Source organism: Stenotrophomonas sp. CS3K5, assembly GCF_059515225.1.
This window is the reverse complement of the sequence record NZ_JCAKRX010000019.1, coordinates 38,567-51,891: the sequence shown is the minus strand read 5'-3', so window position 1 is coordinate 51,891 and position 13,325 is coordinate 38,567. Positions and strand designations below refer to the sequence as shown.

The window sequence follows — 13,325 nt, the reverse complement described above, 5'->3', positions numbered from 1 at the left end:
TGAGATGGTCTCGCCACTGTCGTCCGATCTCTTCGGTGAGAGAATCACGCTGAGCTCAGGGGCAACAGAGTTCGTCGTTACCGATATCGATCTGCCGGGAAATGCACCTCTGCCCGTGCGCCTGCAACGACGATTCGCGATCCAGTCCTTCAAGGACAGGACGCCGTTAGGAGGCTTCGGCAGCTGGGATGTGGAGGTGCCCTATCTGCATGGCACCTTCGACGCAAGCTCGAAGTGGAACACCAGTTCCAATGGGGGCACGCAACGCTGTAGCGCGGCATTCTTTGCCAAGGTACCCGCGAACATTTCGCCCTACGAAGTCTGGTCGGGGAACATGCTGCATCTTCCTGGCGAAGGCGACCAGGAGATGCTGTTCATCGGCAATGCCGACACACCCAATCCGCGGCCTACTGACGGGACCACCTACAATTGGGGAACGCGCAGCAGCATGCGCTTCTCGTGCCTGCCCGGCACGGCCAACGGCTACCCCGGCGAGGGTTTCCTCGGACTGGATGGCGCCGGGAACCGCTATTTCTTCAATGTGGGTATCGAGCGGAACGCCGGGCTTCTCGACGTGGGCGTAACGCGCGTCGGCATGGTCCGTGTGCTTCTAATGGCCAGCCGGGTGGAAGACCGTCACGGCAACTGGGTGGCCTATGACTACTCCGGCGACAGACTGGTAGGCATCCGCGCCAGCGACGGCAGAAGCATCGCCATTGCCTATGATGGAGACAGGATTGCCTCTGCCACCACCAGCGGCCGCACCTGGAATTATGAGTACAACGCCAGCTCAGGAACGCTTGGCTTCTCGCGATGGCCCACGCTCAAGACGGTGTTGCAGCCTGACGGAATCCGGCTCGGCTACGAGTACAGCTGGCAGGACCCCGGATACGGTGGCCTGAACCCGGGCTATGAAGCTTGGGATGGCGATCCCAGCAGGTGCCGCAAACCCGGCTTCGACCCGTCCTCGTTCACGCTGATCGCAACACATCCGGCAGGCACGCGAGGTCAGTTCGATTTCGAGTACAGCAGGCGTACCCGCACTGGCGTGGGTGCAAACGCATGCGCAGCAGTTGGGGGGCGCTATTACCAGCGCGTCTCAGCCTCATTCGACCTGTACGCCATCAAGCGCAAGACGCTCAGCGGAGCCGGGTTGGGCTCCCAGAAGGATTGGCGGGCACGCTGACCGGACTTCTCTTCGTGACCATGGTCCCCACCATGGCCAGCGCAGCGGAGACGGTGACCTACATCCACACGGACGCGCTGGGCTCACCGGTTGCAGAGACCGACGAGGCCGGCAACGTGATCAAGCGGTACGTATATGAGCCCTACGGGGCAGTGGTGGGCGGTGGCGTATCGGATGGTCCCGGGTATGCCGGGCATGTGAGCGATGCGTCGACCGGGTTGAGTTATATGCAGCAGCGGTATATGGATCCACAGTTGGGAGTCTTTCTTTCGGTAGACCCAGTGACCGCGTACGGCCAGGCAACCACGCAGTTCAATCGGTATCGATATGCCAGTGCAAATCCATACTCGCTTGTCGACCCTGATGGGCGCCGCGCGTGTGGAAAGGATACTACGTGCCAACTCGAGCAAGGCTCGCCCGGAGGTGTTGCCTTCAGCAGAGGTACTCCAGACTCGGCAACTGTTCGGCAGACGGCACCAGTTCCCAGGTACGGGCACTCCCCAACGGCATCAGATCCAGAATGGACAAGAAATGCACGCCTTAGACGTCAAATGGAAACAGCTTGGGAGGATTCCAACCCCAATGCACCTACAGTCAAACACGGTCAACCTGGCTCCTTGAAACGCGAACAAGGAGGGTGGATCATCCGCCGAGACGGTTACGGGGAAGTGGATCTCGTTCGATCACGGCCTGGTAGCCGCAGTCAGATGGGCCAGGACGTACTACAGAAGCCCTCAGAGTTCGCCTGCGGATGCAGGATAGTTGGCTTCTTCCACACTCATCCCAATACGCTTGCCGAAGGATACCAAGCTTACTCGAACGGATATGACTACCAGTTTCTTGAGGAGATGGGTGTACCTGGCATGGTACGAAGCCATGAAGGCTATGAGTTCATTCCAATACCGGAGGAAAAATAGTGAGAACACTTCGAATCATATCAATCACACCTACAGCTTTGTTGTTGCTCAGTGCGGGGTGCCATGGAAACGAGCCATCCGGCCACGAGCGCGACCGCTGCCAACAACTGATCGAACGGCACGTGGAGAGTTCGAGGGGATGGCACAAGAGGCTGTACAGAATCAAGGAAGAAGGCTCCGGAAATGAGAACCTGGGGTTCACCGTTCAGTACCTGGAAGATCTAAAGGTGCTCCTGCCTGAGGGTGGACTGAGATCATTCCATGTTGATGTTGATCCGACTTGCAGCAAAGTTGTTCGCGAGACCTACTACCAGTGATCTCATAAAATCAATTTAGATTTTGGCGATAGCTAAGATGTGACACTTGAGTTTGGATGACATGGAATGAGACAAAAGGTGCGGAGGCCTCTGCAGTTGTATGACACGATTGTCCCCGCCCGGAATCGTCACACACTCGATTTTTAGATACAGAACGTGCGCCACCCTTACGGCTTTCGGGCTGACTGAAGCGAATTTCTCCAGAGACTCATCAACCTGTTCTGGCCCGCTCACCATATCCGCCACGTGTTTCACTACTTAAATAATGAACACTGATAGTGATGTGACAGATGATTGCCAGTGGAATTCAGTCATCAGCTCTGAAGTGAAACGCACCTCCAGCCCTTCAAATTGATGGTGCCAAATGGGAAGGGTCAGATATTCGAGTACGGCTTGGATCAGGACGTGTCAACCCGACTCACCGTAGCGACGTAGGTGTCTATCCCGCCATCACGCCGCCGTACCCATCCGCCCACGTCTGGCCAGTACCGCCACCCGACGGCTGACCAGCGCGTGGAGCGCCGCCAGCTCCGATGCGCGGTCAGCCGTCATGTTGCCGCCGAACACCACACGCGACAGTGCCACCTCGTCACTGTCGTGCGGGTACTGCCAGCGGTCGCGGTAGACCTTCTGGCAGACCAGCCAGGCCAGCCGCAGCCCGCCGCCGGGCAGCGGCTGCACCACACGCTCGTACACCTGCCAGAACTGGTATTCGGCCCGCAGGTCGATCGCAGGCGCCACGGACAGCGCCTGCCGGGGCCGTCCTGGGCCCCGGATGCCGAACAGCGGTGATTGCGTGTGGTGCTGTGCCATGCCGACAGGATGACGCAGCAACATTGTGGGAACCTTGCGCCGCCGCCAGAAAATCCCTGTTGATTGCGCAAGGCAGGGGTTTGGGGTCAGAGCCCTTTGCGCAGCAAGGGGCTCTGACCCCATCCCTGGTGGCATCAGAACGCCATCGAGGTACTGAACATCAGCTGCCGGGGTGCGCTGCGCTGCAGGGTCTGGTAATCGCCCGAGAACGACGAGCCGGCGATGGTGGCGGTGCCGATGTTGTGGCGGTTGAACAGGTTGCTCACGTCCAGCCGCAGCTCCAGCCCGGGCACTGCACTGTCCGCGCCGAACCGGTAGGCGGCGTAGGTGTTGACCTGCCAGAACGCGGGCACGCGGATGTCGTTCTCGTAGGTGAACGGCTGGCGCAGGTACGAGGTGCTGGTGGCACCGAAGCGCCAGTCGCCGAAGTGCGCGGATAGATCACTCACCAGCGAGATCTGCGGGTAACCCGGCTGGGCGTTGCCCTTGATCGGGTACACGGTGTCGCCCACCACGAAATCGCTGTCGTAGTACGAACGGGCCACTGCCACGCCCTGGTAGAACTGCAGATGGTCGGTCAGGTCGGCGGTGATGCCCAGGTCGGCGCCGATCACGTGCATCTTCGGCATCAGCCGCACGGTGTTGATCTGCGCGAACTGGGTGCCGATGGCGGCCGACAGCAGGCGGTTGCGGATATCGTTGTAGAACACATCGCCGGTGATGGTCAGCCGGTCGAAGCGGTGCGATGCGCCCACGGTCAGGTTCCAGTTCTTCTCCGGGCGCAGGGTGCCGGCCACGCGGTCGAATTCCTCCTGGTCGGTGATGGTCCATGCCGAGGCGGTGTAGCCGATGTTGCCGCGCTGGGCGACGCGGTAGCCGTTCATGGTATTGGCCAGGTCGATGAAGGCGTCGGTGGATTCGGTCGGGCTCCAGAACAGCGAGACGTGTGGCAGGAAGTTGCTCTTCGCACGCAGCGTGCCGTTCACCGGCCGGTCCTCGGCATCGCCGAGGCCGCCGCCATGGGTGCGGAAGTCCACGGCCTTGAAGCCCACGCCGAGCTTCAGCGTGTCATTCAGCACGATGTCGTCCTGCAGGTAGAACTGGCGCGAGCGGGTCACCCAGCTTGAGGCGTTGTCGGTCTTGAACGCCGGCCCGTACACATCGAACGGCCCGGTGGCCTTCAGCGGCGGGCCCTCACCCAGCAGCGGCTGCTGGTACCACTCGGTCTTGGCTGCAGCCTTGCTCTTTTCCTGCCAGAAACCGGCGGTGAGGGTATGCGCACCGGCTTCAAACTGCAGGTTGACCATGCCACCCAGCCGGTTCAGGCGCGGCGTCTGCACCTGCTCGGAGAACGGTGCGCCATTGGGCGATGGCACGGTGGGGTCGGTCAGCGTGGCCTGGGTGTGGCTGTTGGCGTTGTACAGCTGCACGTTGCCACGCAGTGCCGGGGTGATCTGGAAGCGGTGGTTGATCGAGGACACGCGGTCGCGGGTGATCTGGCCGGTGTCGTACGGAATCAGTTCGGACAGCTCACCGCAGGTGTAGGCGCCGCAGGATTTGTCTGCGTTCTCCGGCGAGGCCACGTACCAGGCCCATGCGTAATCCGGGTAGAAGATGTCGGCCTTCCAGCCAAGCTTGCGGATCATGTCGAAGGAGATGTTGTTGTAGCCCCAGACCTTGGCCTTGCTGTCGGACAGGAACACGGTGACATCGCCCCAGGCCACGTCCTGCTGCAGCTTCAGGTCGCCGCGCAGGAAGTTCTGGGTGCCTTCGCCCTGGTACTTGTCGGCCGACACGCGTTGCAGGTCGACCAGCACTTTCGGGCCGTGTTCGCCCAGCTGGCCGCTCTGCCCGGACACGGTGGTGACCAGGGTGCTGTTGCTGCCCACGCCCTGCTTCACGCGCAGGCTGGGGGTGTCCTGCAGTTCGCGCAGGCGGTATTCCAGGCTGCCGCCGTTGACGCTGCTGGAGAACACGCTGACCGGTGCGCCGCCCGGGCTGACCGTGATCGCGCCGATGCCATCGGGCACGCCCACATTCACCACGCTGGTGCCGGTGAGCGAGAGGAAGCCGTTATCGTTCAGCGGCACACCTTCGAAGGTGATGCCCATTTCATTCATGCGGAAGCCGCGCACGAACAGGCTGGTGGCCGAGATATCCAGGCCCAGGCCGTCGGTGGCGGTGTAGCTGGCGCCGGGCACCTGCTTGAGCATGGCCAGGCCGTTGTTGCCGGTGACCACCGCATCGAGGTCTTCGGCCTGGATGATGTAACGGTTCGGGCCGACCACCTGGGTGGGCGCGACGGCGGCGCCGCGCGGTGTGGCGATCACCTGCAGGGCGTTCAAGGTGGTGGGCGTGTCGTGCGCGGTGTCAGCCGATTCGGCGGCATGGGCCGGTGCGGCGATGGCGGTGAGGATCGCCAGCGCCAGGCGCGTCGTGGGTGGGGTGTTCATGGAAAGATCCAGCGTGCAGTGGGGAAAGAGGGCGCAGGCGCACGCCCAGCGCGGGGCGGCACCGGTGTCGGTGCGCTGGCTGGTGATGCGATTGCGTTGGGGGGTGACGGCGCAGTGCGCGCCGGTCAGCGGCGGGGGAAGACGATCCTCAGCCGCTCAATGCGATGGCGTGATTTCGACGTGCGAAAGTCTTGCATCGCTCGGCCGCATCCGCCATTGCGCGGTGGTACAGCGCCGATGGCGATGGGGATGGGTGGGGTATACGTGGGTATAGCCATGCGTGTGCCAACCAAGGTTGGCACCTACCAGAGGGTGGCCGCGCGATTTACCGCAGCACGAAGCGCTCGATCGCGCGTGCCACGCCGTCATCGGCATTGCTGGTGGTTTCAAACCGCGCCACGGCCTTCACCGCGTCGATGGCATTGCCCATCGCCACGCTGGTGCCAGCATACTGCAGCATGGTGAGGTCGTTCTCCTGGTCACCAATGGCCATCACGTTGTGGCGGTCGATCCCCAGGTGCTCGGCCAGCTTCTGCAGGCTCGGGCCCTTGCCAGCACGGTGGTCGAACACTTCCAGGAAGAACGGTGCGCTTTTCAGCACGGCAAACCGCTTGGTCAGCTCGCTGGGCAGGCGCGCGATGGCCGCGTCCAGCACTTCGGGCGCATCGATCATCATCAGCTTGATGAAGGACATCGACTGATCCATGTCGGCCACGCGGCGGTACGACAGCGGCATCTGCGAGAGATGCGAGTCGGCCACGGTGTAGTAGCTGATGTCCTGGTTGGGCGTGTAGATGCGCTGGCTGTCCAGCGCCTGGAAATGAATGCCCAGTTCGCGCGCCACCTGCTCGCAGAACAGGAAGTCGTCGAAGCTGAGCGGGTACTCGACCACGGTTTCGCGTGTGCCGATGCGCTGCACCAGGCCACCGTTGCAGGCGATGCAGTAGTCGTCGTCGCCGTCGATGCCCAGTTCGTGCAGGAACGGGGCCAGGCCGGGAACCGGGCGGCCGCTGGTCAGCACGATATGCACGCCCAGCGCGCGCGCCTGTGCGATGGCCTGCTTGGCCCGTGCAGTGAGCGCGTGGGCCGGGTCCAGCAGGGTGCCATCCATGTCGATGGCGACCAGTTCGATGGTCGATTGCCGGCGGCCCATGTCCATTGCGTTGCACTCGTGCGGGGCGTGCCAGTTTAGCGCCTCATGCCCGGTTCACCTCTTTGCCCACATTGGCCGGGATACTTCAGGGGCCTGTGCGTCCCCCACCGCAGGACGGCCCCCTGACCGCCCTTCCCTGGAAACCCTTTCGACGCATGACCTACCGTGCCCCCGACCCCAACGACACCGCGCCACTGGCCCAGCAGATCGAGCAGATGATCGACGAACTGCCCGGCGAACGGGTCAGCGTCGGTACCCTGCTCAGCGCCCTGGGCGATGAGGGCCTGCTGCTGGTGGTGATCCTGCTTTCGGCCATCTTCATCATCCCGGTGTCGATTCCCGGGCTGAGCACGGTGTTTGGCGCTTCGATCCTGCTGATCGGCCTGAGCCGGCTGCGCAACCGCCCGCTGTGGGTGCCGCAGAAGCTGGCACGCCGCGAGATCGCCACCGAAACGCTGAAGACCAACCTCGGCCGTGCGTTGAAGTGGGTGCATCGCATGGAACGGCTGTCGCGGCCGATGCGGCTGGCGGTGATGGTGCGTTCGAAGAAGATGATGCGCCTGAACAACCTGGCGCTGGTGATGGCCACGGTGCTGCTGATGGCGCCGGCCGGCCCGATTCCCTTCAGCAATACGCTGCCGGCGCTGGCACTGATGTCCTTCGCCATTGGTTTCATCCAGCGCGACGGCGCGGCGGTGGCAGCCGGTTATGCCTTCGTGGTGGCCACGCTGGTGTACTTCGGCGTGCTGCTGGGCGGCGTGGGCTTTGCCGCCGAATCGGTGTTCAACGGGTTCCGCAGCGGTACCTCAGAACTGTAGAGCCGAGCCCACGCTCGGCTGCTCTTCGACCTGTACGCGCAAGCCCCGCGCTGCGCGCGCAAGCCGAGCATGGCTCGGCTCTACAGAAAGCAATCGAGCAAGCTCGACGCTACAGGGCTACTTGGCTGACACCCGCCACACCACGTCGCCCACGTCGTCGGCCACCAGCAACGCGCCCTCGGCGTCCATCGCCATGCCTACCGGTGCGCCCATCAGGGTCTTCTCGTCCTTGGAGGCGAAGCCACTCACCACGGTCTGCGGCCGCCCGGTCGGCTTGCCATCCTTGAACGGCACGTACACCACTTCGTAGCCGCTCAATGGCGAGCGATCCCAGCTGCCGTGTTCGCCGATGAAGGCACCGCCGTGGTACTGCGCCGGCAGCGCCTGGCCGGTATAGAACAGCAACCCCAGCGGCGCCACGTGCGAGCCGATGGCGTAATCCGGCACGATCGCCTTGGCCACCAGGTCCGGCCGCTGCGGCTGCACGCGCTCGTCCACGTGCTGGCCGTAGTAGCTGTAGGGCCAGCCGTAGAAGCCGTCTTCCTTCACCGAGGTGAGGTAATCGGGCACCAGGTCGGCACCGATCTCGTCGCGCTCGTTGGCCACCGCCCACAGCGTGCCGGTGCTCGGCTCCCAGTCCAGGCCGGTGGGGTTGCGGATGCCCGAGGCGAAGATGCGGCTGCCACGGGTGGCCACGTCCACTTCCAGCACCACCGCGCGGCGGTACTCCACCGCCAGGCCGTTCTCGGTGATGTTGCTGTTGGAGCCCACGCCCACGTACAGCTTGCGGCCGTCGCGGCTGGCCAGCAGCTCCTTGGTCCAGTGGTGGTTGATGGTGCTGGGCAGATCGGTGAACTCGCGGCCCTTGTCGGTCATGCGCGTTTCGCCGGGCACGTAATGGAACTGCACGATGTTGCCGGTGTTGGCCACGTACAGGGTGTCACCGATGAGCTGGATGCCGAACGGCGAATGCAGCCCCTCGATGTAGACGTGCTGGGCCCAGGTGGTGGTGCCGGGCGTGCGCCGCAGCAGGGTGACCCGGTTGCCGCCCTTGCCGGCCTTGCCCGAGCGCGCCTTCACCTTGCCGGCGATCCACTGCTTGGGCGTGGTGACCGGCTCTTCACCCGGGCCGTTGCCCTCCACCACCAGCACATCGCCGTTGGGCAGGGTCAACAGGCGGCGCGGATGCTGCAGGTTGGCGGCGATGCGCTCGATCTTCAGGCCCTCGGCCACCGTAGGCGATTGGCCTTCGGCCCAGCCGACGCCCTTGGGCACCTGCATGGGCGGCATCAGGAAGTTCTGCGGTGCCGGCAGCGGCGGCTTCGCGCCGGACTGGTCGGTGGGGTGGTATTCGGCCTTGCCCGCGCAGGCCGACAGCATCACCGCCAACGAAAGCACCGCAAGGTTGGGCAGGAAGGGCTTAGCCATGACGACCTCCGTGCCGCACCGGCGGCTGCAGCGACAGCAGGATGAGCCCCAGCGCGATCAGCGCCACGGTCAGCGCCGACAGGATCGTGCCCGGCACGGCAACGGCGTAGGCGTCGCGGCTGTGCACGAAGGCGTTCCAGATGGCCAGCAGCACCGCCACCAGGTTGAGGAAGAAGTCGATGCGGTCGATGCGGGTGGCACTGCCGTTGCGGCGCCAGACCGCGAACAGGTTGATCAGGCGCGGCACGATGGCGATCAGCAGACCGAAGGTGATCAGCCAGGCGGCGGCCTTGCCCCACATCACCTCGGCGCTGTTGAGGTAGATCGCATCGAAGATCAAGGCGCCGACAAAGAACCCGAACGGAATCGGGTTCAACAGGCTGAACAGGGTGGTGCCAAGGCCGCGATGGGCCTGGGCCAAGGGATTGACCATCATCGTGCTCCGCGCGGAAGGGGCTCGGGCTGTAGTAGCACAGCCGGATGTGAAGCCGCGCGATGAGACCCGGTAGAGCCACGCCATGCACGGATGCGGGCCGCCAACAGAAATGTGTAGTCGTTATTACCGTGCGTCATGAGTGTTTGTGACGCACTTCGCATATCGAAACATTCGTGCCCATTCGACGTAGGGAGGGACTCGTGGTGTCGCGTTTGGCTCGTTGCGATGGGGCAGTTCCGCCCCGCCGTCCTGCCATGCCGATTCACAACAGAAGGATTCGTGTATGAAGCGACACACGCAACGCTCCGCGCCACCGCGCTCCGCGCGCCTGGCCCTTGCCACTGCCCTGGTAGTGGGCAGCCTGGCCGTCACAGCCCAGGCCCAACAGGCCGATCCGCTGGCCGGAATCCAGTGGCATCTGCTCAATACCGGGCAGACGGTGCCGGCCGATACGCTGCCGGTGGCTGGCAACGATCTGAACGTGGATGGCCTGTTCCGCAATGGCATCCGCGGCCAGGGCGTCACCATCGCCATCGTCGATGACGGCCTGCAGATCGCGCATCCGGACCTGGCGGCCAACGTGGCGGCGGTAGCCGGCAAGAACTTCGCCAATGGCTCCAACAACCCCACGCCCTCCAACCCGGACGCCGACAACCACGGCACCATGGTCGGCGGCATCGCCGGCGCGGTGGGCGCCAACAACCGCGGCGTGCGCGGCGTGGCCCCGGCGGCGACGCTGAAAGGCTTCAACCCGATTTCGAGTTCGGCCCAGGGCAACCAGCAGAGCAATATCGAGTACGCCTGGTGGGATGGCGCCGAATCGGCCGATGTGCAGGTGTTCAACAACAGCTGGGGTGCTGGCCCGGGCAATCCGAACCTGCCCTTCGCCTACAGCCAGAACGACATCAGCGCCTACGAGCAGGCCCTGTCGGGTACCCGCGGTGGCCGGGGTGGCATCTACGTGAAGTCGGCCGGCAACAACCACAACAACGGCACGCTCTCCACCGGCCAGGACATCTGCACCGCCGACACCAAGAACCGCAACACCGGCTGCGTGCCCGCCGGGCGTGACCCGCGCAACAACCTGTTCAACGTGATCACCGTGGGTGCGGTGCGCGCCGACGGCGTGCGTTCGTCGTATTCCTCCACCGGTTCGGCGCTGTGGGTGTCGGCCTTCGGCGGCGAGTACGGCCTGCAGGCGCAGTACGCGCCCGGGCTGGTGGCACGTGCCTACGACCCGGCCATCGTCACCACCGACGTGACCGGGTGCGCGCAGGGCAGCAACAAGAACACCAACCGCCAGAACACGCTGGACAGCAACCAGTCGGCCATCGACAGCACCTGCAACTACACGGCCAAGATGAACGGCACGTCCGCCTCGGCACCGATGGTGTCCGGTGTGGCGGCGCTGGTGCTGGAAACCAATCCGAATCTTTCCTACCGCGATGTGAAGTACATCCTGGCCACCACCGCCACCCGCACCGACCCGAACCGGGCGGCGGTGACGCTGGCCGATGGCCGCGTGCTGGTGCCGGGCTGGACGGTGAACGCTGCCGGACGCGCCTACAGCAACTGGTACGGCTTCGGTGTGGTCAACGCCGCGCGTGCGGTGCAGGTGGCGGAGAACTTCCAGTCGCTCGGTGCGCTGGTGGACAGCGGCTGGCGCAACACCACACGTACGGTGGCCATCGGCAACACCTCGGCCGCCGCCGCGCGCCTGACCTTCCAGCTGGCCAATGGCGCGCGCAACATCGAGAGCGTACAGCTGGGCTTCCGCGTCAACCACAGCAACACCCGCCAGCTGCAGTTCGTGCTGGTCTCGCCCAGTGGCACGCGCAGCGTGGTGCAGCCGGCGTTCACCGCCATCGGCTCGGGCACCAATGGTGTGCAGCGCAACTTCACCAGCTGGGACCTGCTGTCCAGCAATGCCTTCCTGGATGAGAACGCCACCGGCACCTGGACGCTGGAAGTCACCGACATGGGGCAGGCCGCGAACGCTGCATCGCGTGGCAACCTCGAATTCTTCAAGATCCGCGTTCTGGGGCACTGATGATGAAGACGACCATTCTGTTGAGCACCCTCGCCTTCGCGGCGATCACCTCCACCGCCTGGGCACAGAGCTCGGGCCAGGCCCCCGCTGCAAGGACCCTGTCGACCGTGGACGCACAGGCACTGAAGGCCGAAGCCACCGGGCGCAGTTTCGATGTGGGCGGCAACCGCTTCCGCCTGGCACCGTCGGCCACCGTGCAGCAGGCCAGTGGTGGCCAGTTCAGGATCACGCCGGCTGCGGAAGCCGCCGCGGCAAGCACTGGTGCCCGTAGCAAGCGCTCCCTCGATGCCGGCAGCACCGGTGCGGCGGCGCGGCTGGATGCCGGTGCCGGCAAGTTCGCCGCGGCCGTGTCCAATGATGGCGCGCCGGTGGTGGCGACTTCGCGGGTCAAGGTGTTCTTCACCGATGCGGCCTCGGCGCAGCGTGCGGCGACCGCCACCGGTGGCACCGTGGTGAAGGTGTCCAAGGCTTCCGGCCGGGCGATTGTCGAATATCCGTCGGTGAACGCGGCGCTGGATGCAACCACCACCTTGCTGTCGACCGCCGGCATCAAGGCGGCCGAGCCGGACGTGGTGCAGTGGGAAGAAACCAAGTAAGGCGTTGAGTGGTGCCCCCGGCCGGTTGGCTCTCCTGGCCGGCTGGGGGATTGGTTCCGCCAGGGCGTGCCGACCAACGGTTGGCACCCACCATTTTCCCGACCTGCCGACCAACGGTTGGCATCCACCGGCGTCAGCGCGCGGCGAGTGTTCCGGTGTGCTTGAGGCTGCAGCTGGCCAGTGCGTCGTTGCCGGCGGCCGGATGAGCCGGTTCCAGCAGCAGGCGCTGCACATCGGAGAACAGCTTCTCCACCGGCATGCCGTAGGGCGCGAACAGGCGCAGGCGGCCCTGGCGATCGAACACGTAGCCACCGGCGATGTGGCTCATCGTGTAGGTGTCGGGCAGCTGGCCCGGTTCCTTCTCGTAGAACGCCTTGAAGTCGCTGGCCATCGCGGCCAGCTGCGCTTCGTTGCCGACCAACGCCATCGCCTTGGGATCGAACGCTTCCACATAGATGCGCGCGACCTCGGGCGTATCGCGGGCCGGGTCGACACTGACGAACACCACCTGCAGCTGGTCGGCATCCTTGCCCATCAGGTGCTTGACCTGGCCCAGCTCGACCATCGTGGTCGGGCACACATCCGGGCAGCTGGTGAAGCCGAAGAACAGATAGGTCACCTGGCCCTGCAGATCCTTCGGGCCACGTACGGTGCCGTGGCTGTCGGGCATCGACCACTGCTGGCCGAGTTCCTCGCAGGCGATGTCCTTGGAATAGAAGTCCATGCGCGACTGCGCGCTGCACCCGGCCAGCAGGCCGAGCAGCAGGCCTGCGGCCAGCCGCAGGCCACGATGGGGGAACGCAATGCCTTTCACGGTTCGCAGGCTCAGTTGATCATCATGTGGTAGTGCATGCTCCAGATGATCCAGACCGACAATGCGACGACGATGAACAGGATCACCAGGGTGAACACAAAGCTGGCCAGGTTCCAGCCACCTTCGGACTTGCGGTCCATGTGCAGGAAGAACACCAGCTGCACCAGGATCTGCGCCACCGCGAAGCCCACCAGCAGCAACAGCGTGAGCGGCCGCGACAGCACCGGGTTCATCACCAGCGCGAACGGCACCACGGTCAGCAGCGCGCACAGCACGAAGCCGATCAGGTAGGACTTGGTGGAGCCGTGTGCATTGCCGGCGCGCGAGGTTTCGACGTGGGCCAT

At 64.4% G+C, this 13,325-nt stretch carries 11 protein-coding genes and 1 pseudogene; 5 read left to right on the top strand and 7 right to left on the bottom strand.

What is annotated here, in order from left to right; genetic code table 11:
• Together AC5YGJ_RS20170 and AC5YGJ_RS20165 are read left to right on the top strand one after the other, a co-directional pair.
• Positions 1-1,186, top strand: a pseudogene (locus AC5YGJ_RS20170) (hypothetical protein); the annotation flags it as partial.
• A 20-nt stretch (positions 1,187-1,206) separates the two neighbouring features.
• Positions 1,207-2,103, top strand: coding sequence for an RHS repeat-associated core domain-containing protein (locus AC5YGJ_RS20165; protein ID WP_496187558.1), 897 nt, complete (start codon positions 1,207-1,209; stop codon positions 2,101-2,103).
• Between the two features lie 767 nt (positions 2,104-2,870).
• On the opposite strand, the gene AC5YGJ_RS20160 is transcribed toward AC5YGJ_RS20165, so the two are convergent.
• The 3 genes from AC5YGJ_RS20160 to yidA form a co-directional block, all read right to left on the bottom strand.
• Complete coding sequence (locus AC5YGJ_RS20160; RefSeq protein ID WP_496187557.1) at positions 2,871-3,257, bottom strand: hypothetical protein; 387 nt, start codon at positions 3,255-3,257, stop codon at positions 2,871-2,873.
• A 110-nt stretch (positions 3,258-3,367) separates the two neighbouring features.
• Entirely contained in the window at positions 3,368-5,686 is a 2,319-nt protein-coding gene (locus tag AC5YGJ_RS20155; RefSeq protein WP_496187556.1) for a TonB-dependent receptor, read from the bottom strand.
• A 325-nt stretch (positions 5,687-6,011) separates the two neighbouring features.
• Positions 6,012-6,845 carry a sugar-phosphatase gene (gene yidA / locus AC5YGJ_RS20150; protein ID WP_496187555.1) on the bottom strand — a complete coding sequence of 278 codons (834 nt, stop codon included), beginning with the start codon at positions 6,843-6,845 and terminating at the stop codon, positions 6,012-6,014.
• Between the two features lie 149 nt (positions 6,846-6,994).
• Between yidA and AC5YGJ_RS20145 the strand changes: the two genes are divergently transcribed.
• Positions 6,995-7,657: an exopolysaccharide biosynthesis protein gene (locus AC5YGJ_RS20145; protein WP_496187554.1), complete on the top strand. Its 663-nt coding sequence runs from the start codon at positions 6,995-6,997 to the stop codon at positions 7,655-7,657.
• 117 nt (positions 7,658-7,774) lie between these two features.
• On the opposite strand, the gene AC5YGJ_RS20140 is transcribed toward AC5YGJ_RS20145, so the two are convergent.
• Positions 7,775-9,085 (bottom strand): PQQ-dependent sugar dehydrogenase, encoded by a 1,311-nt coding sequence (locus AC5YGJ_RS20140; RefSeq protein WP_496187553.1) that lies wholly within the window; start codon positions 9,083-9,085, stop codon positions 7,775-7,777.
• Positions 9,078-9,518 carry a DUF2231 domain-containing protein gene (locus AC5YGJ_RS20135; RefSeq protein WP_496187552.1) on the bottom strand — a complete coding sequence of 147 codons (441 nt, stop codon included), beginning with the start codon at positions 9,516-9,518 and terminating at the stop codon, positions 9,078-9,080. The genes AC5YGJ_RS20140 and AC5YGJ_RS20135 overlap by 8 nt, the downstream gene beginning before the upstream one ends.
• 286 nt (positions 9,519-9,804) lie before the next feature.
• Between AC5YGJ_RS20135 and AC5YGJ_RS20130 the strand changes: the two genes are divergently transcribed.
• Together AC5YGJ_RS20130 and AC5YGJ_RS20125 are read left to right on the top strand one after the other, a co-directional pair.
• Positions 9,805-11,571 (top strand): S8 family serine peptidase, encoded by a 1,767-nt coding sequence (locus tag AC5YGJ_RS20130; protein WP_496187551.1) that lies wholly within the window; start codon positions 9,805-9,807, stop codon positions 11,569-11,571.
• Positions 11,571-12,167 (top strand): DNA breaking-rejoining protein, encoded by a 597-nt coding sequence (locus AC5YGJ_RS20125; RefSeq protein WP_496187550.1) that lies wholly within the window; start codon positions 11,571-11,573, stop codon positions 12,165-12,167. Before AC5YGJ_RS20130 ends, AC5YGJ_RS20125 begins: the two co-directional genes overlap by 1 nt.
• A gap of 133 nt (positions 12,168-12,300) precedes the next feature.
• Here AC5YGJ_RS20125 and AC5YGJ_RS20120 read toward each other — a convergent pair whose 3' ends face one another.
• Both AC5YGJ_RS20120 and cyoD read right to left on the bottom strand, forming a co-directional pair.
• Positions 12,301-12,981, bottom strand: a complete 681-nt coding sequence (locus AC5YGJ_RS20120) for an SCO family protein (RefSeq protein ID WP_496187549.1) — start codon at positions 12,979-12,981, stop codon at positions 12,301-12,303.
• An 11-nt stretch (positions 12,982-12,992) separates the two neighbouring features.
• Positions 12,993-13,325 (bottom strand): cytochrome o ubiquinol oxidase subunit IV, encoded by a 333-nt coding sequence (gene cyoD, locus AC5YGJ_RS20115; RefSeq protein ID WP_496187548.1) that lies wholly within the window; start codon positions 13,323-13,325, stop codon positions 12,993-12,995.